The sequence below is a fragment of the Metamycoplasma cloacale genome, assembly GCF_900660735.1.
Lineage (GTDB): Bacteria > Bacillota_I > Bacilli_A > Mycoplasmatales > Metamycoplasmataceae > Metamycoplasma > Metamycoplasma cloacale.
The window spans coordinates 25,041-51,020 of the sequence record NZ_LR215049.1; the positions used below are offsets into that span (position 1 = coordinate 25,041).

Below are 25,980 nucleotides of genomic sequence, written 5' to 3' on the forward strand. Positions count from 1 at the left end.
TTAATTTGTTGAAGTTAAAAATTTAACTAAATATGTTTCAGTTAACACTTTAATTGCATAACCCAGCTTTACAAATGCTGTATTTCAATATTTCATATCTTTGTTAAGTATATCGTTTAGTTGATTGTTTCAAGTTTGAACATCATTAGTGAATGCAGTAAATAATGGTGTTCGTTTTTTACTTTCATCTAGGCTGTTAATAAAATGAATGATTTTGTCATAAACGTGTTCTTTGGTTGCTTTGTATGCATTTTGATACAATGCTTGGAAAATTGGATCTTTTATAAATTCAAAAGCATTAATTTCTCATTGTTTTTTATATTTATTTAATGTTTTAGCTTTGAATTCGATGTATTTATTAATTAATTGTCGCTTTTCTTCACTAGAAAATGAATAAGAATTAATTGGTGTGTCAGCAAAATTTCCTGTATTTTGATCGAAAGGTTTAATTACGTATTGAACATCTAAATTATTTTTAATAACGAAATTCTTTTGATCAGTAATTTTCTTTTCCTCTTCTTTTTCATCAACACAACTTAAAGTAGTTAATGGTATGAAAGCAATTGGTGTTAAGCAAAGATATTTCAATATATTTTTTCTTTTTCTCATGTTTTTCCTTCTTGTAAAATTTTACCAAATTCAACATTAATTATCTTGGTATTACGATTGAATTTATATTAACAATATAAAAATCCTATTTTAATTGAATTAAATTTATTGAAAATAAAAAAGCGAAAGCAATTTCACTTCATTATTTAATTATTGTTTGATTATTCATGTAAGGAACTAAAACTTTAGGAATGGTTATACTTCCATCGGGGTTTTGATAGTTTTCTAAAATAGCCGCCATAACTCTGTCAATTGCTAATCCAGAACCATTCATTGTGTATGCAAATTGTGTTTTTCCATCAGCTGTTTTGTATCTAATTTTTGCTCTTCTGGCTTGAAAATCGGTACATATAGAGATTGAACTTGTTTCTCTAAATCTTTGTTCACTTGGAATTCATAATTCAAGATCGATTGTTTTGGCTGAACTAAATCCCATATCTCCAGTACATAGAAGTAATTCTTGATAAGGAATTTCAAGTAATTCAAGAATATTTTTAGCATCTTTAACCATTGCTTCTCATTCTTTCATTGCATCTTCTTGTTTGACTAATTTAACTAATTCAACTTTATGGAATTCATGTTGTCTAATAATACCACGTGTATCTTTGCCACCACTACCAGCTTCTGATCTAAAGCATTTAGTGTAAGCGACGTATTTAATTGGTTCGCTTAAATCAACAATTTCATCGTGGTGGAAGTTAGTTAGTGGAACTTCAGCGGTTGGAATTAATCATAAATCATCGTTATTAACTTTAAATAAATCTTCTTTGAATTTTGGTAATTGTCCTGTTCCAAATAACATTGCACTATTAACAAGGTGTGCCGGCATAATTTCTTTATAACCGTTTTTAATGTGTGTATCTAGCATGAAGTTTGCAAGTGCTCTAATTAATCTAGCTCCATCATTTTTGTAAGCAACAAATCTTGTATGTGCCATTTTAACAGCACGACTGAAATCAATGATATTTAATTTAGTTGCAATGTCATAATGAGCCTCAACACCTTTAACTAAGCCACGCCCTAGTTGATCGTGTCTAGCAATTAAAACGTTATCATTTTCGTCATAACCAACAGGAACTTCGTCATAAGGAAGGTTTGGAATCAATACTAAAATATCATTAACTTGTTTAATAATTGCATCAGCACGATGGTCAACGCTGTCAATTTCTGCTTTAATTTTGTTAACGGCCTCCATTAAATCATCGCAAGCCTCTTTGTTTCTTTTCTTAATTCCAATTGTTTCTGATAAAGAATTTCTTTGTGCTTGTAATTGTTCTAATTGGTGAATTAATTTACCTCTTTTTTCACCTAATTTAACGATTGAATCAATTTTAGTAACGTCATAATTACGGGTTGATAATTTTTTGATTACTTCAGCTTTATTATTAAGAATATATTTTAAATCTAACATTTTGCACCTCTTTGTAAAACTTAATAAATTATAAAGCAAATTTTATTTTTCCCATTCCTTTTATATTCAATATAAAAAACGTCAAGAATTTTCCTAACGTTTTTTATTTTCGTTATGTGTTTTACTATATTTATCAATGAATTCTTGTTTAAGTTGCAATAATTGTTCAAAATCAATTGATTTATTTTTGTATAAATATTTATCTCATCTTTCAATAACATAGAAATCAAAGAAATCTTCAATTGTGAAAAAACAATTGTATTTACGAATAAATTTCTTATATTTTCTTAAAGGAATAATCCTTTTAACAACTTTACCATCAGCCCTTTTTAACAATATATTTTCATCTAAATTTTCCATTGATAAAACAATCTTGTTTTCTCAGTCTTTAGATAAATTAAGGAAATATTCACTGTATGTTGTTTCAAAAGAATTATTAGCTTTTCTTCATTGTTTAATTTGATGTAATGCAATTGAGAAAAGAGTTATTAAAACTACAAAATGTATAACAAATATTACTGGTCATAGATATATAAGTTCAACTTTATAAACGATAGGTTGATTAAATATCCTAATGTAGTAATAAGCAATTAATAATAAAGCAATGTAAATTGCCATTAACATAAATGCCTTAAGCATAGAATTAACAAAACTTTTAACGGTTATTTTATATAAAAAGTCAAAGTATTTTGAATTCTCTATTTTGATTTTATTCTTGATATAAAAATTACTTTCTGTAAAAATAGTTTGAGCAAAATATAATAGAAAGTTTCATGAAAGTAATGCAATAGCAAAAATTAAATATCCCAATCCGGAAAGAAGCATTTTATCAACCTCAATTGTTTTCTTATTTTTGTATTCAAATATATTTTCGACATTAATTTATGTGTTTATATAACTATGTCATATATTGAAATATTACTTAATAAAATTTTAATACTTATTGACCTCAATTATTAAAGTAAGTTGCAAAGATAAACAATTTATTTGTTTATAAGATAATATAAGCAAAACAATTGCTAATGTTATTTAATTGCTTTTTTGTTAAAATTATATTAATATGTCAGTATTAATCAAAATATCAGGTTTTTTTAAAAAGATTTTATTTGAAAGAGAGAACAACACTTATAGAATTTTTGCTTTCAAAATAAGTAATGTTATAAGTGGGAAAGATCTTATTAAAGAAAATAAATTTGGAACAATTTCTATAGTTGTCGATAAACCTGATTTAGAAATAGAATTAGATAAGCAATATGAACTAATCGTTGATAGAAATGTTAATTCAAAATATCAAGATAGTTATATTTTGTTATCAATGGACGAAAGCGATGATTGAAAACTGAATTACATTGTTAAGTTTTTAGAGAGTAGTCATTTTAAAGGCATTGGAACAATCAAAGCTAAAAACATTGTAGAAAAATATGGAATTGATACATTAGATAGAATAACATACGACGTTAAAATTTCACATCATGATTTAGGTATGAAAGAAGAAGATTTTCTAGAAGCACGTAGATTTTTAAAAGATAATCCTCAAGTAGTTAAAGATCAACTATTTTTCTTACAGTTAAATTTAAGTCCTTCTTTTTATGAAAAAATTAATCAAAATTTTCCTAATTTAAATGCCTTTATTAATAAGTATAGAAATAACTTTTACAAATATTATTTTGAAAATAAATACGTTAGTTTGATTGATTTAGATAAATTAAACGATCATTTTCAATCAGTGGATGATTCATATCGTAATGCAGTTTATTTATATCAAGGGCTTTCTAATTTCCTATTTGATTCAGGACATACTAAAGTTTCAATTAATGAATTTTACAATTGATATTTTGTTAATGGTAAACAGATTACACCAAATCATTTTAAAGAATATCTAAAAATTCTAATCAATGAAGAATATGTATTTATTTGAGATAACAAAACCTATATCACAACAAAAGAAATGTTTGATATGGAAAACTATATTGTTGCCAGATTGAAAAGAATTAAAGAAAATAAGAATTTTACTGACATTGAAGTTAAAGAGAATAAACGTTATCATTCATTGCAAAATAAAGCCAAACATTTAGCATTAACACAAAATTTAGTTTTAATTACAGGTAGTCCTGGAACTGGGAAAACCTTGATTACTAATGACATTATTAATTCTTTATTAAAGAAATATCCAAAAGAAGCTATAGCAGTTGTTACACCAACCGGAAGAGCAACAATTAATATAAATAAGCAAACGGAAATTAAAGCTTCAACCATTCACAGTTTCTTGATGTGAAACGTGGATACCAATAAATTTGAAGTCAATGAAAGGTGACCAGAACGTATTGAGTGTTTAATCATTGATGAATTCTCAATGGTATCAACTGAACTTTTCTATCATTTATTAAAAGGGATTCACGTGGAAACCTTACATAAAATTATTTTAGTTGGGGATAAAAATCAATTACCAGCCATTGGTGCAGGTTATTTAATTAATGATTTTATTGAGAATAATATTTTCGAAACCATTGAATTAACTAAAATTTATCGTCAAGCTGAAAACTTTGACATTGTATCTGATGCAATTTCAATTAATAAGCAAGAAATTCCTAAATTCAATCAACCTCATTCGCAATTTAAAACATTAGATAAACAAGAATTGTCTTCCGCTTTAATTAAAGAAATTCAAGAATTGCTAAAACAAGGTTATACAAAAAAAGATATTGCAATATTAAGTCCGATTTACAACTATCAAACTGGGATTGATAAATTGAATGAGGCTTTAAATAATTTCTGAAGAGATAAAGAAAAAGAAGAAGTCATTAAGATTGGTAAGAAAACTTTTGCTTTAAATGATAAGGTGTTAAATACAATTAATGATCCAAGTAAAAAAGTGTTCAATGGTGAAATTGGTTATATCTCAAGATTTGATTATGATGAAAAAAATAATTTATCTAAAATTGCAATTAGCTTTGAAAATGATTCTAAAACAGTAGTTTTCTCTAAAAAAGATTTTATACAAAAAGTGATTCCTGCATATTGTACAAGTGTACATAAATATCAAGGTAGTGAATGTCCTGTTGTCTTAACTGTTTTATTTAATGAAGCAAAAAGATTATTGTCTAAAAAGTTAATATACACAGCAATTACGAGAGCGCAGAAATTAAGTATTATCTTTGGTGAATATGAAGCATTGGAAGCTGGAATTAATAACGATAGTGATTCACAAAGAAGAACATGTATTAAAGAAATTTGAGAAACATTAAATAATAAGGAGTAGATATGAAATTAATAGTAGGTTTAGGTAATCCTGGTGAACAATATGAAAAAACTAGACATAACGTTGGTTTTATGGTTGTAGATGCAATTGCTCAAAAATTAGGCATTCAATTAGAAGAAAAGAAATTTAATGGGATTTATTATAAAAATAAAGATTTCATTTTAGCTAAACCATTGACATACATGAACAATAGTGGTGATTTCGTTCAAGCCATTGTTGAATACTACAAAATCAATGTCGATGACGTAATTATTGTGTATGACGATATTGACTTAATTTTAGGTAAAGCTTCTATTAAACAAAAAGGAAGCAGTGGTGGTCATAACGGAATGAAAGACATTCTAAATAAAGTTAAACATAAAGACAATGAAATTAAACGTTTCAAAATTGGTATCGGTCGTGATAATAACATTATTGATTATGTATTGGGTAAATTCTCGTACGAAGAATGATTAGTAATTAATAAAGCAATAGATTATGCAGCGGATGCACTGATTTCATTTGTATATAATGACATTCGTTTTGTAATGAATAAATTTACAGGAAATTTCTAATATGAAATTAAATGATTTAAAAATTAAAACAGAAAATTTTCTTAAAAAACATTGTAATTTAGATGACAAACTATTAATTGCAGTAAGTGGTGGCCCTGATTCAATGTTGTTATTACATACATTGAATAATCAAAACATTGTAGTTGCACATGTGAATTATCATAAACGTTTTGATAGTAACATTGACGAAGCGATTGTAAGAGATTACTGTAATAAGCACAATATTAAATGTTATGTATTGAATTTACATGTTGATGAAATCAAGGGTAATTTTCAAAATTGAGCACGTATAAAAAGATATGAGTTTTTCAAAGGAGTAATGCAAAAAGAAAATTGTAAATACTTATTGACAGCACATCACAAAGATGACTCATTAGAAACAGCAATTATTAAAGAACAAAGTAATCGTAAATCTTATTATTATGGGATTCTTTCTAAAAGTAATGTATTCAATATTGAGGTATTAAGACCTTGGGTGAATCTAATATGAAAATCTCAAATTAGAAAATTATGTTTCAAGGAACAACTGTTGTTTGCGGATGATTATACTAACTTTGAAAATCATTACCAACGTAATAAAATTAGAAATTCAATCATTGATGAAACAATTGAAATTAAGGAAAAATTGTTAAAAAGATATCATCATATTAATGAACATCTAAACAGAGAATTTATTTTAGAAAAACAAAAACTAGATCAATGAAGTAAGAAACAATATTCACAAGATTTTGTCAATATTGAAACTCTTTCATTGGAGATGATTTATTTACTATTATTTGAAAAATTTGATTATTTAAACTTATCTAAATCAAAAGTTGAAAATATTAAAAAATTTATTCTCTCTTCACGTAGAACTTCACAATTTAAACTTGATAATTATCATTTTATATATAAAAAACAGGGAAAACTATTATTTTAAATTGGTTTTTTCTTATAATTTTCACATTATATAAACAAATAGATTTATATAAATTAATATATAAGTAAGGAGGAAAAATGAATCAAGCAAATCAACCAAAAAAACCATTTGCCTTATGAAAAATTGCAATGATTTTATTTTCCATTATTTTAATAGCTGGAATTTTTGCAACTATTTCATATTACATGTCAAATCCAATGCGTAATGTGACACGTGATACTGTTATTTTAAATGAAATAGTTACAAAAGCTGCTAAATCAAAAGATGACAATTTCTTTATTACTAAATTTGTATTAAATGATTACAACGGAATGTTAAACATAAAATATGTCGCTACTCCTGAAGAATGAGGAGAAATTCATAATCATGCTGGATTATTAACTGGTTCAGCAAGAGAATTTGAAGAATGATTTATATTAACAGGATTTAATAAAGCTGAATTTCATAAATTGTTAATTAAATTATCAAATCCAGATGTAAATTTTGCGACACCAGGAGTTAATATTGATAATTTCATAATTGATACATCTGTGTTTACAACAGCACCCGCATCAATGAAAAACAATGCCATTTGAACAAACGAAATGGTAAATAACCAAACTCCTTTATTCACATACCTAGTAAGTTCATTATCTCCTTTTGTAATAATGAGTTTATTAATTCTTGGATGAATCGCAATTAATAGAGCTTCAAGAAATTACATGAATGGTGGAAATGTACTTGGCGAACAAGGTGCATCAAAAGCAATTCAAGTAAAAAGTGATAAGAAATTTGCTGATGTGGCCGGAAATGAAGAAGTAAAAGAGGAAATTCAAGAAGTAGTTGATTATCTAAAAAATCCTAAGAAATACGCGTCAGCTGGTGCGAGAATACCAAAAGGAATTCTACTTGGTGGGCCTCCAGGAACTGGTAAAACATTATTAGCAAAAGCAACCGCTGGAGAAGCTGGTGTTCCATTCCTATTTATTTCTGCATCAAACTTTGTTGAAATGTTTGTAGGTCTTGGGGCAAGACGTGTTAGAGAAGTCTTTGCTGAAGCTAGATCAAAAGCTCCTGCAATTGTATTTATTGATGAATTAGACGCTGTTGGTCGTTCAAGAGGTGCTGGTATTGGTGGTGGAAACGACGAGAGAGAACAAACATTAAACCAAATCCTTGTTGAAATGGATGGTATGGTTGAAAATAGTGGTGTTATTGTTATGGCCGCTACAAACAGAACCGACGTTTTAGACCCCGCATTATTAAGACCTGGTAGATTTGACAGAACAATAACAGTAAACTTACCAGATATTAAAGAAAGAGAAGCAATCCTTAAATTACACGCAAAAGGTAAAAGAATTTCTCCTAATGTTAAATTCTCTAACGTTGCAAGAAGAACACCTGGTTTTTCAGGTGCACAACTTGAAAACGTTATTAACGAAGCTTCTTTATTATCAGTTCGTGAAAAAACAAACATTATTACTACAGCACAAATTGATGAAGCAATTGATAGAGTAATGATGGGGCCTGCTAAAAAATCTAGAACTATTACTGAACAAGAAAATATTGCAGTTGCATATCACGAAGCTGGTCATGCTGTAGTTGGTATTAAATTACGTGATGGAATTAAAGTTCAAAAAATTACAATTATTCCAAGAGGTAATGCTGGCGGTTATAACTTAATGCTTCCAGATACAGAAAAATATAATTCAACAAAATCTGAATTATTAGCATCTATTGCTTCATTTATGGGTGGTCGTGTTGCTGAATCGATTATCTACGGTGAAGATAACGTATCAACAGGTGCGGCTAACGACATTGCTAAAGCAACAAAAATTGCACGTAAAATGGTTACTGAATATGGTTTATCTAATTTAGGTCCAATTCAATATGAAGAAGATTCATCAAATCCATTCCTAGGAAGAGACTACATGAAGAACGCTTCATTCTCAAATAAGATTGGTCATGAAATTGATCTAGAAATTAGAAGAATTATTTTAGAAGCTGAAAAACAAGCATTTGATATTATTAATGAAAATCGTCAATTACTCGAACTAATTAAAGATGCATTAATTCTTAACGAAACTATTGTTGCCGAAGAAATTGAATATATTGCCGAACATCTACAACTTCCACCAACAATGGAAAAAACTAAAGAAGATCTAAAATCTGAATATACAAAAGAAGATTTTGATGCTCTATTCAATGAAGTAGCTGGTGTTAAGAAAATTGAAGAATCAAAAATGTCAACTGAAAAATTTGAAACAAAAAAACAAAAATTAGACGACAATGATGATTCAAACAATTCAAATGCAAACGATACTAATTAATTCTAAAAATCTCGTATCTATATGAAACGAGGTTTTTATTTTATTTATTTTGAAATACAAAAAAAAGTTAGCATTAAGCTAACTGATTTATTATTTTAAATTTCTTTTTAATTCTGATAATTTATTTAGGAATTCATTTTTGTCATAAATTGTAGTTTGATCGCTACCATATTCTCTAACTGCAAGTTTTCCACTTTCAACTTCTTCTTTACCAATAACGATAACAAATTTAGTTTTTTGAATTTGAGCTTCTCTAATTTTCTTATTAATTCTTTCACTTCTTAAATCAACATTTACATTAATGTCATAATCTAGGAATTCTTCATATAGAGATTGGCAGTATTCATTTTGAGCATCAGAAATAGGAAGAATAGTTACTTGTCTTGGACTTAATCAATAAGGTAATACACCTTTCGTTTGTTCTAATAAAATAGCAACAAATCTTTCGTATGTACCAATTAAACCTCTATGAATTAAAACGGGAGTTTGATATTCATTGTTTTCATCTACATATTTCATTTCAAATTTTGTAGGTAGCAAGAAATCAAGCTGTAAGGTTGACATAGTAATGATTCTGTTTAGAACTGTTTTAATTTGAATATCAATTTTAGGACCATAGAAAGCAGCTTCACCGATGAATTCTTTATATTCGATGTTTAATTCTTTTAATACATCTCTTAAATCGTTTTCAGCATTAGTTCACATTTCATCATTATCAAAGAATTTTTCTTTATCTTGTGGGTCTCTTAGAGATAAAGAAATGTGATCAATTTCAATGTTGAAATCTTTTAGTGCTTTAATAATCATTGTGTATAAATGTTTGAATTCAGATTTAATTTGATCTTTTCTAACAAACACATGTCCTTCTGTTAGATCCATTCCTCTAACTCTTTCAAGACCAGTTAGGGCACCTGATTTTTCATATCTATATAATCTTGATTGTTCAGAATATCTAATAGGTAGATCTCTGTATGATCTTCTGGTTGAATTGAATAACATAATGTGGTGTGGACATGTCATTGGACGACCGATTAACAATTCGTTATCCATTTCAATTGGTTTAAACATTGTATCTTGGTAGTGAGCTCAGTGACCACTAATTTCATATAGTTTCTTTTCACCGAAGTGAGGAGTTAAAACTTCTCTGAAACCAAACTTTTTGTCAATTTTTAAAACATAGTCACGAATTGCATTGTGGATTTTCATTCCATCTTCTAATCAAATAGGAAAGCCTTGACCGCATAAAGGGTTGAAACCGAAAATGTTTAATTCTTTACCTAATTTACGGTGATCTCTTTCTTTTCTTTCTTCTAATAGAGCTAGATAGGCGTCTAATTCTTCTTTAGTTTCTCATGCTGTTCCATAAATTCTGGTTAACATTTTATTGTTAGAATCACCTCTTCAGTAAGCACCTGCTGTGGAAAGTAATTTAAAGTGTTTAATCTTTTTAGTGTTATCAATATGATTACCAGCACAAAGATCTGTAAATAGTACTTCTTGTGTTTTTGGGTGAATATATGAATAGTAGGTAATGTCATATTTTTTTTCAATAAATTCTTGATATAACTCTTGTTTGTAAGGTTGTCCTGCAAATGAATATTTTGATTCATCTACACAATGCATTTCATAACCTTGTTCTGCTAGTTTCTTCATTAATTTTTCAATTTTAGGAAGATCTGATTCTAATAGAGGTTCTTCAAATTCAAAATCGTAGTAAAAACCTTCTTCAATAGCAGGTCCAATTGCTAGCTTTGTGTTTGGATAAAGTTTTAATATTGCTGCCGCTAATAAGTGACTAGCTGAGTGGTTTAATTGACTATTTGCTTTCATTATAGTCCCATTCCTTTCATTAATTTAGCTAAATTTTCTTTTGCAACTAAACTTGCTTTTTCAGCACCTTTGATTGCTTCGCTATCAATTATTTGGTAATATTTGTGATATTTTTCTTGAATATTAGTTAGAAATTCTTTCACTGTCATTCCAACTTCGTGTTTAAATTCACCATAGTTTTTATCTTTAAATAATTCTTCTGCTTCTTTTAAAGAAATGTTTTTTAATGCAGAGTAAATTGAAAGTAGATTAGTTATGCCTGGTTTATTTTCAGAGATATAAATTTTTCCTTCTGAATCTGTTACGGCTTTCATTATTTTTTTATATGCATCATCTGGATTGTCAAGTAGATAGATTGATGATTTTGGATTGGTATCAGATTTTGACATTTTCTTTGTCGGATCTGTTAATGACATAATTTTGGCACCAATTTCAGGTATAAATGGTTCTGGTACGCTGAATTCAACATTAAATTTATTATTTAATCTTGAAGCGATATCTCTTGTTAGTTCAATGTGTTGTTTTTGATCAATTCCAACTGGTATTATATCGGCGTTATATAAAAGAATATCTCCTACCATCAATGTTGGATACATTAGTAGTCCTGTTGGTATTGTTTCCATACCGTTTGATGTTTTAACTTTTGTTGATTTGTCTTTAAATTGTGTCATTCTTGATAATTCGCCAATGGTAGTTTGACTTAAAATCAATCAATTCATCATTCCATGTTCAATCACATCAGATTGATAGAATAAGGTTGTTTTGTTTGTATCAATTCCACAAGCAAGATATAAAGCAAAAATATTTTTACGATTTTCTGCTAATACTTTTGGATCAATTGGAAGAGTTAATGCGTGTAAATCAGCAATGAAAATATAACTAGTATATTTATCTTGTAGTTTAACCATATTTTTGATTGCACCAATATAATTTGCGATTGTTAAATTACCAGTTGCAGTGATTCCGCTAAGCAAAATTTTCTTTTTTTCAATCATAATCTACCTTTCAAACTTTAATAATTTTAATACTTTTTATTATTAATTAATTTTTTAATTAATTATATAAGCAACTTGAAGGTAATTAATAATAATTAAACATAAAATTCAATAAAAATTTATTTAGTAATAAATCAACGTGTTTATATTAAAATTAATTAAAGTAAAACGGAGCATAAATATGAATAAAAAACATAAAGCATTATATATATTCTTAATCATTATTACATTAGGTTTTATTCTTCTACATTGAAGAAAATACAAACAACAATCAATTAAGAATGAGTTATCAGTTGAAGAAAAAATACCTTTTGATATGAATGATTTTTTAGATTATTTAGGTGGTATTGAAAATATCAATAATGTAAGTTCATCACACAAAATTGTTAAGATTGAATTTAAACAGCGTAGTGCTATTTTAGCAAAAGAATTGCAAGAATTAAATGGCATTTCTGGCATTACTTTTCAACGTGCATCTATTTCATTAGTTGTTGGTAATTGCGCTAAATATTTAGAACAACAATTGTTAAAGGAAATTAAATAATGGAAAATAACAATTTAAAATACCAAACATTGATGGCGAATTTGCAAAACATCGATACTTATGATAGTTCATTATATTGTTCAATAGATAATGACAAATTTTTCGATGTCTACAAAGCCTTTGGTGAAGAAACATTAAACAAAATTTTTAATAATTACGAGATTAATTGTGTATTGTCAGAAATTGGCAATAAAGAATTGATGGCAAAAATTAAAACTTGTAATTCAAAAAGAGATGTTATTGATGTTTATAAAGAATACAACATGAGAATTGAAGATTCTATTTTTAAATTACTAGGTTCTGATTTAGAAAAAGCTAAAACTCAATTAATAACTAAATTAGAAATTGATTATCAAAAATCAATTGTTAAATGAAAGAAAATTTTAAATAAGGCTCAAAATATCAATATTGAAACCAATATTTGACCACTTCACATTGGTTTTTTCTTCATATCTGTAAAAACTGAGAAAAAAACAATATATGCTCCCTTATTTTTCAAAGAAATTAATATTGAAATTAATAATTCATTAGTTAATATTAAATCTGTTTCGGACATTAGAGTAAATGCAAAATTAGTAACATTTTTAAGTCAAGAAGGATTTTTATTAAATGTTGATAATTTTGATTTTAGTGGTTTATCAATTAAGGAAGTATTTGAATACTTTAAGAAAAATTGAAATCCTATTTATGATGTTCCAGAAGATATTAAAGAAAAAATTCCTAATTTAACTCAAGAAAATATTGAAAATTCATCAATTCAATTTCATCCAGGTATTGTTTTGGGTTTCTTTAACGTATCATCAGGTTATTTATGAAACCAAATGAAGAAAATCATTGAGAATAACGAATTTGAAGAAATTTTAAACCCTGATTTTAATAAAAACAATTATCGTGAAAAAGTGGAAAGAGTAATTTTTGATAATAAATTTAAATTGTTCAAGATTCAAAACACTAACTTTTCACAAGATGCAGCAACTGTATCTAGTTTATATCAAGATACAATAATTTGAGGTCCTCCGGGAACTGGAAAATCTCAAACTATTTCTAATTTAATTGCAAATATTATTGCTCGTGGTTTTACTGCATTGGTAGTATCGCAGAAAAAAGCAGCCCTTGATGTTTTAAAAAACAGATTAAAGAAGTTATCTATCTTTTGTTTATTTGCTCTAAATGATAAAAATTTAAGACAAGAAACTTTTTATGAACCATTACAAGAATTTATTCATTTGCTTGAAAATTTTAAAATTACTAAAACAGAGGAAAGTCAACAAATTTTCAGTGACGATGATAAATCACATGTAGATAATTTAAAACATATTTTATCAATTGAAAATATCAACGATATTCTTGATTTTTATGGCGCAATTGTCCATGGAAAATTCAGTGAGAAAACATTTCTAGCATTGAAAGAATTAGATAAAGACTTAATTTATAGATTGCCTTCTGAGGTTTTAGATGAAAAATCATTGTTGAAACATCTATATGAAACAAACACTAACAAAAAAGCTAATTTCTTTACAATATACCCAAAATATTTAAAACAAGTTACTCAATTTATTTTAACCGAACCTTCATTGTTTGGGATTGATGTTGATATTGCTGTTAGATTAGTTGATAAGATTGATTACGAAACTGTTAAAGTAGTAGATGAATTCTATAAAACCTCTTTAAAAGAAAAAACAGTTAACTTAAATGATGATATAACTTTTGCTAAAATGATTTTAGAAAAAACCATTGAAAAAATGAATGATTTTAGTGAAGAAGAGAAAAAACAATATACAGCTTTTGCAATGGCAATTAGAACAGCACATTTAAAACCATATAAATTTTTCCATCGTCATAAAGAAATGATTAAAAAACTTTTCCCAATCATCGTAACTACTCCTGAATTGGATTTATCAATGTGAGGAAAAGCTGAATTTGATTATGCAATTTTAGATGAATCAAGTCAGATTTTCATTGAAAAAGGTATTCCAATTTTATACCTAGCTAAACGTAAGGTATTAGCTGGAGATAATCGTCAAATGCAACCAACACGTTGATTCTCAGTGACCTATTCATTTGATGAAGAAAATGATTTTGGAAACATTGAATCATTGCTTGATTATGCAATGGCACGTGGGGTATATTCAATATTATTGGATAAAAACTATCGTTCAAAACAAGCTGCGCTAATGACATTTAGTTCAAAACATTTTTATGATTCAAAATTAGATGTTATTGATAACTACGAAGTAGCTCTATCAAATAATAAACCTCTTGAGGTTATTCAAGTGGATGGAATTTGAAATAATAGCATGAATGAAGCTGAAGCACAAAAAGTTATAGAAATTGCTAAAGCAAACCTAGAGCGTTATAAGAAAATAATTATTTTAGTATTTAACGCTAAACAACAAGATTATTTAATAACTAAAATATTTGGTGAAGAACCTTTATTAGAAGAAGCGATTATTAATGAACAAATTGATTTAAAAAACATTGAAAACATTCAAGGCGATGAAGCTGATTTAATCATTATGTCTGTTGTGTATGACCATAATACCTCATTATACGGAACATATGTAGCAAGACAAGGTGGAAAAAATGCTTTAAACGTTGCTATTTCAAGAGCGCGTGAAAAAATGATTGTTATTAAATCAATATATGCAGATGATGTTGAAATAACTGAACGTTCAACAACGGATATGATTTTATTTAAGGAATGACTAAAATTCTTAGATCTATCAGCAAGTGATCAAAAGAATTATTTAGATGAGACTGAAAAAATGTCATTGACAAAAACTATTTCATTTTCATATGATCCAACATTTAAAACAAAAGTTATTAACGAATTTTTAAATGTTGTGCAACATCATCCAGATTTTGTAATTGAAAAAGATTATTCAATCGGAACTAAAGCAATTGATGCGGTATTAATATATAAGCCAACTCAACAATTAATTAAAGCTTATATCATTGATAATTATAAATATAGAGATAATTATTTACAATATATTAAATTCAAAGACAGTGTAAAATTCTTGATGTCAAAACAATATCCATTAGAAGTTATTTCATTAATTGATTGACCAATTAATAAAAACAAAATTTTAAAAGATATTATGAATACATTAAGTGAATATCCAGTAAAAGATAAGGAAGAAAATAATGGCTAAAAAACCAAGAGATCCATGAGAAGAAATTGATCCAAACGAAGTTACACCCGAGGATTCAGTTCAATATAAAAAAATAGCTAAAAATACAACCAGATCTAAAAAGATTAAAGGAATTATTTTTGGTGTTTCAGCTGCAGTTGGTTTAACTGTTGTTTTAGCGGTTGCTTTTTCAATTCCCCAAACTGTTAATAATTTAGTTATTTGAAAAGATGAGGCAAACTTTTTAGCAAGAAAAGAATGTGTGCACTATTTTGAAGAATTCAATGAGGGCACAAAAAGAGCTGAATTAGCCGAAACAAGTCGTAAAGATGCTGTTTTTGAAATGATTTCTAATTACAAAAACAATGTTGAAATGTTAAATAAATTAGGTTTAACTTTAAAAGAAAACATTCGTCAAATATATGATTTTGAATTCAAAAACGTCATGATTATGGGGATGGAACCTGATGCTATTTCAGTTGATTTGGTTTTATACAATAGAAAAAATGAAAATGACTATTTAGTTATTCCAAGAATAGTGATTCAAGGATTTAAAGAGGATTCTGATTTTAATGATGGTCAATATATTGATGATAAACAAATTGATGCTTTATTAACTAGTATTCAGTTTAAATATATCGGTAGAAAAGAGGAATTTTCTTCAAATATTGAATTAATTAATAATACAAATAATTGATACGAAAAAGAAAGGGTGATATTGAATAACTTTGAAGTTCAAGGAGCTTCATTACAAGGATTTCTTCCTTTCTATATAACCTCAAATTGAGTTTATGAAAACGAGAGATTGAATTTCTCAACCTATGTTTATAAATTGGGTATTTGAGATACAAAAATCAATGGTAAAAAATATAGATATGGTGCATATTACACCAAAAACGAAGTTAAACATTATTCTCAACCTGTTTTAAATTTAAAATAAAATATTGGTCTTAAAACCAATATTTTTTGTTATAAAACTTTTGTATTTTTAGGTAATTTTCAAGGGTCTTTTTGATTAATGTGATCAATAAATAGATTACCTTGCAAGTGGTCATATTCATGTTGGAAAACGATTGCTGTATAACCTGAAACATCATATTTTTTAACCTTTTTTTCAAAATATGAATAGCCTTCAAGAACTACACGAGCATATCTTGGAACATATCCTTCTTGGTTAGGATCGTTTTCATTAACGCTTAAGCAACCTTCACCTTCTTCTAATGCTAATTTAATATCAGAATGAGCTAACATCTTTGGATTAACAACAGCATCTCTGAAAATAACTTCATTTTTGTCATTAGTAATTAGAATGTAAAAAATTTGTTTAGGAATTCCATATTGAATAGCAGCAACACCTACTGCTGGTCTGAATTTTGTATCTGGTTTTTGACTATCGTCAACGTGAAAAATCATTTTTTGAATTAATAAATCATCTTCTTCTGTTAAAGGAATGGGAACGGGTGCTGATTTTTGACGCAAAATAGGCTTTGGTAATTGTACTAATGTAACATCTTCATATTTAAACATATCAATTATTATAAATTAAGCACGTTATTTTTTATATTTTTATTAAATTATTGATTTATTTTGTATTATTATTGAATAATCATATTTTTATCATGGAGATAATTACATTTTATGGACACTTACCCGCAATCGCACATTTTATTAAATGTCAATACAGACGTAACTGAACAAACTTCAACTAAATGATACATATTTTTAATATCGGCAATTATTCTACTTATTCTAATAGTATGTAGTGCAATTTTTTCTGCATCAGAAACTGCTTATACAGCTTTAAGTGCAGCAAAAATTGAACAATTAATGGATAAAAAAGTTAGGGGTGCTAAATTAATTAAAAAGCAACATATTGCCTTTAACAGAACAGTTGGAACAATATTAATAGCTAATAACATCGTCAATATTGGTTCTTCTGTTTTATTCTCATATATATTAGGCAAATTAATAACTAATACTGAATTAGCCGCAATTATTTCAACTGTTGTAATGACACCAATAATTGTGTTATTTGCAGAAATTATTCCAAAGATTGTCGCTAAATCACATCCTGTTGGAACTGTTAGAACATTTTGTTGATTTATTGAAGCTTTATATTGGATATTTCTACCAATTACATATCCAATTTCAAAAATTGGAAAGAAAATTTATGTAACTAATACCGAAGAAGATGTAAAGAACTTCTTAACAATTGCTAATAAAGAAGGTGTATTGGAAACTAAAGAATCCACAATGGCGCAAAATGCACTAGATCTAGATTCAACTAAAGTTTCACAACACTATATTAAATTAAAAGACGTTGATTTTGTTAAGTCAAGAACTTCATTGCAAGAAGCATTAGATTTATTTAAATCAACAAACTTCTCAAGATTGCCTGTAGAAAAAGATGGTACTTTTATTGGTATTATTCACTTAAAAGATATTTTCTATTTAAAAAAGGGAAATATTATGAACTATATAAAATCAGTTCCTAATATTTCGGCTAACTCATTGTTATCAGTTGCATTAGAAAAAATGCGTCAAGCAAGAGCACAAATGGCGTTTGTTGTTGAAAATAACTCATCAGATAAAATCATTGGAATTATTACGCTTGAAGATATTTTAGAAGAAATTGTTGGTGAAATTTATGATGAATATGATGACAATGAATTAATCTACGAAATAAGTTTAGAAAAATGTGAAGCTAACGGAAGAGCAAAAATGAAGATTCTATGAAAACAATTAGAATTTGATGAATATCTAAATTTAGAGCTTCCCGAAGATGAAGAAAATATGAAACTAATTGATTGATTAACAGCTAAAGTTGGTCATAATTTGAGAAAAAATACTAAATATACTTACCAAGATAAAATTGAATTTAAAGTACTTGAAACTAAAAATTCAAATGGACAAGATATAATTGAAATTGATTGAAGCAATTAAGATAGTTAATGCTATCTTTTTATTTTTATACAATCATTATTTATTGAAAAACATTCGTAACTCAATAGTTTTTTAACAATGAATAAAGAAATTTTGAATTCAACGATATAACATTTTTTTTAAAAAAAGCACCTTTAAAACATTCTGTTTTATTAAAAACTAATATTTTGATAAAAATGCTATATAATAAAATGCGTTAAATAAATTTAACGAAAATTTAGGACTCCTTGATCAAATTGATCCAAATGTCCAGAAGGAGAAAAATGTCAAATTATGAAATTATGTTGCTTGTAAATGCACAAGCAAGCGATGACGAAGCTAAAGCAATCGTATTAGATGTTTTAAAACCAGAACATACAAAGATTGAAAAACTTGAAAGAACCGAATTGGCTTACCCAATTCAAAAACAAGTTCGTGCTTCATATTATTTAGTTCACACAAAAACTACACCAGCTTTAATTACTGAATTTAGAAGAAAAGTAAACATCAACAAATCAGTTCTAAGATCTTTAATCATTAACCTAGCTTCAGAAAAAGGTTTAAAACCAAGAAAAATGAAGAAAGTTTTAAGAAAAGATGTTAAAAAACCTAGAATTGAAAAACCAGAAGTATCAACAGAAACAGCAGTAAAAACAGAAGACAGACCAAAAAGAATGACAAAAAAGGTTTCACCAAAAGCTGAATAATTAGAAATTAGAAAAGAGGAATTATGAACAAAGTAATTTTGATCGGTAGATTATCAAACAACCCAGAAGCAGGAATGACAAAATCTCAAATTGTTTATTCAAACTTCACAGTTGCAGTTAGTAGACCGCGTATTGCTTCAAATTTAGAACCTAAGGCAGATTTCATCCCGTGCGTTGCATGACAAAGAAATGCAGAATTTGTCAACAGATATTTAACCAAGGGTTCATTAGTATCAGTTGAAGGATACATTGAAATGAACAACTATGTTGCTCAGGATGGAAGCAATAGAACAATCTTAAGAGTTGTTGTTGACGGAGTTAATTCTCTTGAAAGTAAAGCAACAGCAGAATTAAGAAAAAACAATACTCAAAGTTTTACAATTCCTCAAACAAAACCTAACAATTCAACCCCAAACCTTATCTCTGAAACATCTTTAACTTCACCAATTGAAGAATTAGATGATTTTGAAGAATGAGAACAAATATAACGAAAGTCAAATATGGCAAGAGTTGTACACAAGAAACCATTTGTTAGAAGACGTCCATGTCAATTCTGTTTATCAAAATCACCAGTTGTTTACGTTGATTACAAAAATGATGCTTTATTATCTAAATTAGTAAATATGCAAGGTAAAATTTTATCTTCACGTATTACCGGAACATGTGCTAAACACCAAAGAGCAGTTTCACTTGCAATTAAAAGAGCGAGATACGTTGCAATCTTACCTTACATTGGTACAATAGCTAGAAAAGAAGACGACAAACCTAGAAAATCTTTCAAGAAAGAAGAAGTACTAGATAACAAAAAAGAAGTTGTTAGTGAAAACGTTGTCGTAGAAAAACCTAAAAGAACTAGAAAATCTGCAGAAAACAAATCAGAATAGTAATTAAAAACAAGTTTTTAATGACTTGTTTTTCTTTTTAAAATATAATTAAAATTACTATGTGAAAATATATTAAAAGTGCTGCAGATCAATTAAGTTGAATGGTTCATGACCAACCAGAAATCGTTTTTTGAGGTCGATCAAACGTCGGAAAATCAAGTTTAATTAATGCATTAGCAAATACAAAAATTGCCAAAACAAGTTCAACACCAGGAAGAACAAAATTAATTAATTATTTCGAAACAAATAGTAAAAAGATTTTAGTAGATCTACCCGGATATGGTTATGCGGCTTTATCAAAAAAAGTTCAAACAAAAATTATTGGAATTATTGATCATTATTTTAGATTTCAAACAAACGAAAAAAGAGTATGTTTTTTAATTGATTGCAAAGTTGGTTTTACTGCAATTGATTTAGAAATGATTGAATATATTCAATCACTAGGAATTAAGTTTGATATTTTCTTAACAAAATGTGATAAAGCAAATCAATCTCAAAGATATAAAACTAAAAATCAAGCATTATCTTTTGGTTCTTCTGTTGAAGTTTTCATGGTATCTGCTATTAAAAATATTGGTATTGAAGATATTAATAAATTTTATGAACTCTAGTTTATAGAAAAAAATACCTTTAATAATTTAATATATAATTATTAATATGAAAAAAAACAACAAAAAAATTTATATATTTCTGGAAGTTGTATTTTTATTTCTTTTACCAACAATTGGTTTTTTCGTTGGTATTTTTAAATTAGAATCAACTCCACAAATTGTTTTATCAACAATATATGCCACATGAATTATTTCAATTAGCATTTATTGAACAATTTTATACAGACGACATCTTAATAACATTTTGATTGCAGAAAATTCAGTTAACTATTACATTGAACGTGAAGTTAATGAAAATGGAATGGGTTTAATTGTTTTTAGACACAAGGGAACCATTGTTTGAATTTCTAAATTAGTTGAACAAAAATTAGGAAGAAATATTGTCGGTAAAAACATTAAAGACATTTTTCAAGTTTCAGAATGATCAACTGAGAATTTAGATTTCAATATTGAAAAAGAAAAAAATAAATATGAAGTGCATATATCTTTAGAAAGAAATATCGCAATTATCAAAGATATTACAGTTCAAGAAAATTTATTAAGAGATTATGAAAAACAAAGAGTAGTTTTAGGTGAAATTAACATTGACAATATTCTTTTATATCAATCAACAATGTCTGAAGAAGAGATATTCAAAATATATTCTTCAGTTGTTAAATTGTTAGATGAACTAGCAAATGAATATGACTTGATATATAGACAATATGAAAATGGTCGTTTCTTTATTATCACCAACAAAGACGTTTTAGATCAATGAGAAAATCACCAATTTAACTTTTTTGATAAATTAAAACATAAAGGTTTAACAAAAGAGTTAAACATTACTGTATCTGCTGGTTTTGCATATGGAATTTTAAACCTAGACGTTCTTGATAAACTAGCTAAAGAAGCTATGTTACAATCTCAAGCTCGTGGTGGGGATCAAATTTCTGTTGTAACTAAAAATGAAAAAATGAGACATTATGGTTCAACAACCGAAATTGATGTAAATATATCAAGAACTAATGTTAATTACATCGCTAATGTCTTGATTAATAAATTAAAATCTAAGAAAATTCAAAATGTTGTGATTTATGGACATAAAAATGCTGACTTAGATGCTCTAGGTTCTGCTTATGCGGTTTATAAACTAGCTAAAGCTTATAAAAAGAATGCCTTTATTCAAAACATTACTTTTGACGAAACAACTTCACGGTTATTAAAAACACATTATACAAATTTAGAAGAAATATTTATTTCTCCTAAACAAGCATTAGCATTAAATAATGAACAAACTTTAGTAATTCTAGTTGATACGTCAGATGAAGATAGAATTGAAAATAAAGAAGCATTTACAAATATATTAATTGAAAATATTGTTGTTTTGGATCATCACAGAATTAGTAAAACACCAGATTATGCTTACAAAAACAATACATATATTGATTCATCAGCATCGTCTGCTTCTGAGATTGTAACTGAAATTATTGCCTTAACAAATAACGGCGATAAAATTGATCAAACAACCGCTCAGTTATTACTTGATGGAATTTATTTAGACACAAATAGATTTCAAAAACAAACGTCTTCAAAAACATTTCATGCATGTTCATTGTTGCACAATTGGGGAGCAACAACCAATGCATCAGTTGATAGTCTAAAAATCGCTGAAGGTGTTTATAAAACAATTTCTATGCTACTTCAAAATTTACAAGAAGTTAAACCTGGTTATTATTTAGCATATGGTGATTTTGAAGTACCTATTGATATAATTTCTATTACAGCCGACGAAATTTTAAGAGTTCAAGGTAGAAAGGCGGCCTTCGTTATTGCTAAATTACCTGATAGTAAGAAATATAAAATGTCTGCAAGGGGCATTGATACAAATGTGCAAATTATTGCTGAAGCAGTTAATGGTGGAGGACACTATGCAGCTGCAGCTGCTGAGACAGAGGAATCTCTGGAATTATTCGTTGATAACTTAAAACAAGCTATAGTGAGTGTGAAAAATGAAAGTAATCTTAATTAAAGATTTTAATAAACATAAAGCAAACGAAATTATTGAAGTTGCTGATGGTTATGCAAAAAACTATTTAATCAAAAATGGTATTGCGCAACCTATTAACAAACAAACAATGGAAAATTTAAACCGTATTAAGCAAAACATTGCTGACGATTTAGAACAACAAATTTATCAAGCAACATTGTTAAAACAAGAAATTGAAAAATTGTTATTAACATTTGAATTAAAATCAAATGGTAATGTTGTACATGGTTCTATTACTAATACAGCAATAATTAAAGAATTGCATAAACATGACATTAAAGTTCCGAAATATGGTTTAAAAGACGAATCATATAATACATTTGGAATTCATGAAGTAAAAATTGAATTACATCCAAAAGTAATTGCAAATTTAAAAATAAAAATTATTGAAGTTAAATAATTACATTAAATTAAATAATCTGTTTTGAAGTGAGGTAATAATGCTTAATCGTTATCATAATGATGAACTAGAAATTGCAATAGCTAATAACGAATCTAGTTTTTTAGGTCTAGTAATTAGCCAACCTGCAATGTTTAGCGAAACATCAGAAATCATCAAACCTGAAATGTTTCATATTGAAGGAAATAAAATTTTATATCAAGCATTATGCGAATGCCATTTAAATATGGAAACCTTCGATATCGCATTATTCATTAATTACCTTACTGACAACAAGCTATTACATAAGATTAGCTCATATGGAAGACAAGGAACAGACTATATTAATTGATTAATGGAAAATGGTGGTTATCCAACCGAAATAAATAAATACACCCAAAATATCATTAATCAATATAAAACAGATTGTTTATATCATTTATTGAATGATACTCATAATGTAATGAATACTCAACCATATGATATAAATGAATTAATTGGTGTATTGCAAAGGGAATTAATTAACATTGATATATCAGAAATTAATTCACCCTTTTCAACGATTAAAGAAGAAACAAATAAGATCGTTGATAAAATAACATCACTTGATGAACAAGTATCAACCGGTTTAACATTGGGTTATGCTTCATTGGATAATATGTTAATCGGTTTAAATCCGGGGGATTTAGTAATTTTGGCAGCAAGACCTTCAATGGGGAAAACCGCTTTTGCTTTGAATTTAGCTAAAAACGTTGCTGAACAAGGAAAAACTGTATTCTTCTTTAGTTTAGAAATGACAAATCCACAGTTGGTTGAAAGAATGATTTCAATTGAATCAACAGTTCCAATTAGTAATTTAAGAAAGAAAGATATTAACACACGTCATTTACAATTGCTATATTCAAGCAAAGAAAAAATGTCTAACTGACATATGTGATTAAATGACAAATCAAGTTTAACTATATCTGATCTACAAACTTTATCAAAACGTTTAGCAGCAACTAAACAACCAGATTTATTAATTGTGGACTATCTTCAATTAATTGGTACATCTACTAAAACCAATAACGAAAATCGTCAATTAGAAATTAGTAAAATTTCTCGTACATTGAAGCAATTGGCACGTGAGTTAAAATGTCCAATTATTGCTTTAAGTCAATTAAGTAGAAACGTTGAAAAACGTGAAGATAAAAGACCTATTTTAAGTGATTTAAGAGAATCTGGATCAATTGAACAAGACGCTGACGTTGTTTTATTCTTGCACAGAAATGATTATTATAATCGTAACAAGAAAAAAGACGGCAATGGTTCTGACAACGCAGATGTTAATCCATATTCAGTAGATCCTGAATTACAAGAAAATTCAATTACTGACGTAATCGTGGCAAAAAATAGACATGGTGCAATTGGTGTAGCACAATTGCTATTTGCGCCACACATCAACCGTTTCTTCTACGAAAATAAGAAACAATAATTTTTAATAATAGTATATATCCCAAATAGAAAGGGGGAAATATGTCAAATAATGATCTTACACATGTTCAACAAAATCAAATGAATAAAGCATTGTTGCGTGCTGAAAGAAAACAAAAGAAGCAACAAGCTTATAAAGAACGTATGAAAGCATTAAATCCATATGAAGTGGATTTATTCAACATCTGGAAGAAATATCCAAAAAAGATTTTGTGAATGTTTGTAAGTGCTTTTTTATACAACGTAGCTTTAACTGTTTTTCTTAAAAAAGCGGCTACTATTGCTAGCGGTACATCTTCATTATCGCAAATTATTACATTTACTGCGCCAAGTACTGCGCAATTCTATGGATTGTTTTACGTACTTGTAAACCTACCATTAATGTTTGGTTTCTGAAGATATAACCCGAGAATGTTTATGGTTTTAACCTATTATTGAATGTTATTCCAAGTTATCGTTCAATGTATGTTTATTAACTATAATAATAACAATCCAATTATCAACTTTATTAATCAAAAAATATCAATTTATAATCCAACAGGATTAACTAATGACTATTGAGACCCATTTGGTATTTACATTAACAAACACGAAATTGTTTCAGTTAATGTAATGGAAAATGGTAAAAATATTACTCAATATCTAACATCAATTGCTGAAAACGGAAGTGATCCAATTTTCTCTGCAGTTAAACCAGCAGAAGCTAATTTAATATATTGAGATCAATTACTTCAAGTACAAAAATATGGTGTATTAAACAAAATTAAAGAATTAACTAATAAACATGGATTGGCTATTAACGACGGTCAAACATGACCTATCCTTGTATATGCTGTATTAGGGGGAATCTCAGAAGGTCTTGCATCTGTTGTTGCTTGAAAACAAAGAGGCTCAATTGGTGGAACATCAGTTATTTCAAATTATATTGCATATAAAAACAAAAAACCAGTTGGAAATGTATTCTTAATCGTCGCTTTATGTTTCTCATCATTTTCAACAATTGTTATTGGTTCATTAGAATATACCGGAAACATTGCAGGACATGCATGAAATGGAAACCAATTCTTAGTTCGTGTATGTGGAACATTTGTATACTTAATTGTATTTACAATTCTTGTAAATAGATATTATCCAAAATATAAGAAAATCAAAATCGAAATCTATAGTCAAAAAACCGAAAACATTCTTGCTCATTTTAGAAAGATTGGTTATCTACACTCATACAACATTTTCTATGGAATCAGTGGTTATACTCACCATGATTTAGCAAGAATTGAAACAGTTGCACTATTTTTAGAAAAAGACTGAATTTTTGAAGAGGTTAAAAAAGTTGATTCAAATGCTTGAATATCAACTTCAAATATTCACGAAATCAGTGGAGAATTTGACACATCGCTAATCGATTAGCAGACTT

21 protein-coding genes and 1 pseudogene are annotated in these 25,980 nt (G+C 27.6%); 16 read left to right on the forward strand and 6 right to left on the reverse strand.

Annotation, left to right across the window (positions count from 1 at the left end):
* The 3 genes from EXC28_RS05150 to EXC28_RS05160 all read right to left on the reverse strand — a co-directional run bounded on the left by EXC28_RS05150 (nucleotide 1) and on the right by EXC28_RS05160 (nucleotide 2,659).
* Nucleotides 1-609, reverse strand: coding sequence for a hypothetical protein (locus tag EXC28_RS05150; protein ID WP_029330570.1), 609 nt, complete (start codon nucleotides 607-609; stop codon nucleotides 1-3).
* Between the two features lie 142 nt (nucleotides 610-751).
* Nucleotides 752-2,020, reverse strand: a complete 1,269-nt coding sequence (gene serS / locus EXC28_RS05155; RefSeq protein ID WP_029330569.1) for a serine--tRNA ligase — start codon at nucleotides 2,018-2,020, stop codon at nucleotides 752-754.
* A 93-nt stretch (nucleotides 2,021-2,113) separates the two neighbouring features.
* Nucleotides 2,114-2,659 carry a hypothetical protein gene (locus tag EXC28_RS05160; RefSeq protein ID WP_129695082.1) on the reverse strand — a complete coding sequence of 182 codons (546 nt, stop codon included), beginning with the start codon at nucleotides 2,657-2,659 and terminating at the stop codon, nucleotides 2,114-2,116.
* Between the two features lie 421 nt (nucleotides 2,660-3,080).
* Here EXC28_RS05160 and EXC28_RS05165 point away from each other — a divergent pair, with 421 nt between their 5' ends.
* The 4 genes from EXC28_RS05165 (at nucleotide 3,081) to ftsH (ending at nucleotide 9,061) form a co-directional block, all read left to right on the forward strand.
* Nucleotides 3,081-5,279, forward strand: a complete 2,199-nt coding sequence (locus EXC28_RS05165) for an AAA family ATPase (RefSeq protein ID WP_029330567.1) — start codon at nucleotides 3,081-3,083, stop codon at nucleotides 5,277-5,279.
* Nucleotides 5,280-5,281: 2 nt separating this feature from the next.
* Nucleotides 5,282-5,833 (forward strand): aminoacyl-tRNA hydrolase, encoded by a 552-nt coding sequence (pth, locus tag EXC28_RS00105; protein WP_029330565.1) that lies wholly within the window; start codon nucleotides 5,282-5,284, stop codon nucleotides 5,831-5,833.
* A 1-nt stretch (nucleotide 5,834) separates the two neighbouring features.
* The gene (gene tilS, locus EXC28_RS00110; RefSeq protein WP_051622604.1) at nucleotides 5,835-6,752 is read left to right on the forward strand and encodes a tRNA lysidine(34) synthetase TilS; all 918 of its coding nucleotides are present in this window, start codon (nucleotides 5,835-5,837) and stop codon (nucleotides 6,750-6,752) included.
* 77 nt (nucleotides 6,753-6,829) lie between these two features.
* Nucleotides 6,830-9,061, forward strand: a complete 2,232-nt coding sequence (gene ftsH, locus EXC28_RS00115; RefSeq protein ID WP_029330562.1) for an ATP-dependent zinc metalloprotease FtsH — start codon at nucleotides 6,830-6,832, stop codon at nucleotides 9,059-9,061.
* A 90-nt stretch (nucleotides 9,062-9,151) separates the two neighbouring features.
* Here the strand turns inward: ftsH and thrS are convergent, their stop codons facing one another.
* Nucleotides 9,152-10,891: a threonine--tRNA ligase gene (gene thrS, locus EXC28_RS00120; protein WP_029330558.1), complete on the reverse strand. Its 1,740-nt coding sequence runs from the start codon at nucleotides 10,889-10,891 to the stop codon at nucleotides 9,152-9,154.
* Nucleotides 10,891-11,886: a tryptophan--tRNA ligase gene (gene trpS / locus EXC28_RS00125; RefSeq protein WP_029330556.1), complete on the reverse strand. Its 996-nt coding sequence runs from the start codon at nucleotides 11,884-11,886 to the stop codon at nucleotides 10,891-10,893. The genes thrS and trpS overlap by 1 nt, the downstream gene beginning before the upstream one ends.
* A 181-nt stretch (nucleotides 11,887-12,067) precedes the next feature.
* Between trpS and EXC28_RS05170 the strand changes: the two genes are divergently transcribed.
* Genes EXC28_RS05170 through EXC28_RS05180 form a run of 3 tightly spaced genes read left to right on the forward strand, consistent with a single transcriptional unit; the run spans nucleotide 12,068 to nucleotide 16,504 of the window.
* Complete coding sequence (locus EXC28_RS05170; protein WP_029330554.1) at nucleotides 12,068-12,430, forward strand: PTS glucose transporter subunit IIB; 363 nt, start codon at nucleotides 12,068-12,070, stop codon at nucleotides 12,428-12,430.
* A complete protein-coding gene (locus tag EXC28_RS05175) occupies nucleotides 12,430-15,585 on the forward strand; it encodes a DEAD/DEAH box helicase (protein ID WP_051622602.1) in 3,156 nt (1,051 codons plus the stop codon). Before EXC28_RS05170 ends, EXC28_RS05175 begins: the two co-directional genes overlap by 1 nt.
* Entirely contained in the window at nucleotides 15,578-16,504 is a 927-nt protein-coding gene (locus tag EXC28_RS05180) for a hypothetical protein (RefSeq protein WP_029330549.1), read from the forward strand. The genes EXC28_RS05175 and EXC28_RS05180 overlap by 8 nt, the downstream gene beginning before the upstream one ends.
* 29 nt (nucleotides 16,505-16,533) lie before the next feature.
* Here EXC28_RS05180 and def read toward each other — a convergent pair whose 3' ends face one another.
* Entirely contained in the window at nucleotides 16,534-17,091 is a 558-nt protein-coding gene (gene def / locus EXC28_RS00145; protein WP_029330548.1) for a peptide deformylase, read from the reverse strand.
* Nucleotides 17,092-17,202: 111 nt separating this feature from the next.
* Between def and EXC28_RS00150 the strand changes: the two genes are divergently transcribed.
* The 9 genes and pseudogenes from EXC28_RS00150 (at nucleotide 17,203) to EXC28_RS05190 (ending at nucleotide 25,973) form a co-directional block, all read left to right on the forward strand.
* The gene (locus EXC28_RS00150; protein ID WP_036437501.1) at nucleotides 17,203-18,507 is read left to right on the forward strand and encodes a hemolysin family protein; all 1,305 of its coding nucleotides are present in this window, start codon (nucleotides 17,203-17,205) and stop codon (nucleotides 18,505-18,507) included.
* A gap of 263 nt (nucleotides 18,508-18,770) precedes the next feature.
* The gene (gene rpsF, locus EXC28_RS00155) at nucleotides 18,771-19,193 is read left to right on the forward strand and encodes a 30S ribosomal protein S6 (RefSeq protein ID WP_029330546.1); all 423 of its coding nucleotides are present in this window, start codon (nucleotides 18,771-18,773) and stop codon (nucleotides 19,191-19,193) included.
* Between the two features lie 23 nt (nucleotides 19,194-19,216).
* Nucleotides 19,217-19,681 (forward strand): single-stranded DNA-binding protein, encoded by a 465-nt coding sequence (locus EXC28_RS00160; RefSeq protein WP_029330545.1) that lies wholly within the window; start codon nucleotides 19,217-19,219, stop codon nucleotides 19,679-19,681.
* Nucleotides 19,682-19,693: 12 nt separating this feature from the next.
* Nucleotides 19,694-19,963, forward strand: a pseudogene (rpsR, locus tag EXC28_RS06080) (30S ribosomal protein S18); the annotation flags it as partial.
* Nucleotides 19,964-20,136: 173 nt separating this feature from the next.
* Nucleotides 20,137-20,688, forward strand: coding sequence for a ribosome biogenesis GTP-binding protein YihA/YsxC (gene yihA / locus EXC28_RS00170; protein WP_029330543.1), 552 nt, complete (start codon nucleotides 20,137-20,139; stop codon nucleotides 20,686-20,688).
* A gap of 46 nt (nucleotides 20,689-20,734) precedes the next feature.
* Nucleotides 20,735-22,696: a GGDEF domain-containing protein gene (locus tag EXC28_RS05185; protein WP_029330541.1), complete on the forward strand. Its 1,962-nt coding sequence runs from the start codon at nucleotides 20,735-20,737 to the stop codon at nucleotides 22,694-22,696.
* A complete protein-coding gene (gene rplI / locus EXC28_RS00180) occupies nucleotides 22,677-23,114 on the forward strand; it encodes a 50S ribosomal protein L9 (RefSeq protein WP_029330539.1) in 438 nt (145 codons plus the stop codon). Before EXC28_RS05185 ends, rplI begins: the two co-directional genes overlap by 20 nt.
* Before the next feature lie 40 nt (nucleotides 23,115-23,154).
* Nucleotides 23,155-24,567 (forward strand): replicative DNA helicase, encoded by a 1,413-nt coding sequence (dnaB, locus tag EXC28_RS00185; protein WP_029330537.1) that lies wholly within the window; start codon nucleotides 23,155-23,157, stop codon nucleotides 24,565-24,567.
* A gap of 41 nt (nucleotides 24,568-24,608) precedes the next feature.
* Nucleotides 24,609-25,973 carry a YitT family protein gene (locus tag EXC28_RS05190; protein ID WP_029330535.1) on the forward strand — a complete coding sequence of 455 codons (1,365 nt, stop codon included), beginning with the start codon at nucleotides 24,609-24,611 and terminating at the stop codon, nucleotides 25,971-25,973.
* Nucleotides 25,974-25,980: the final 7 nt, after the last annotated feature.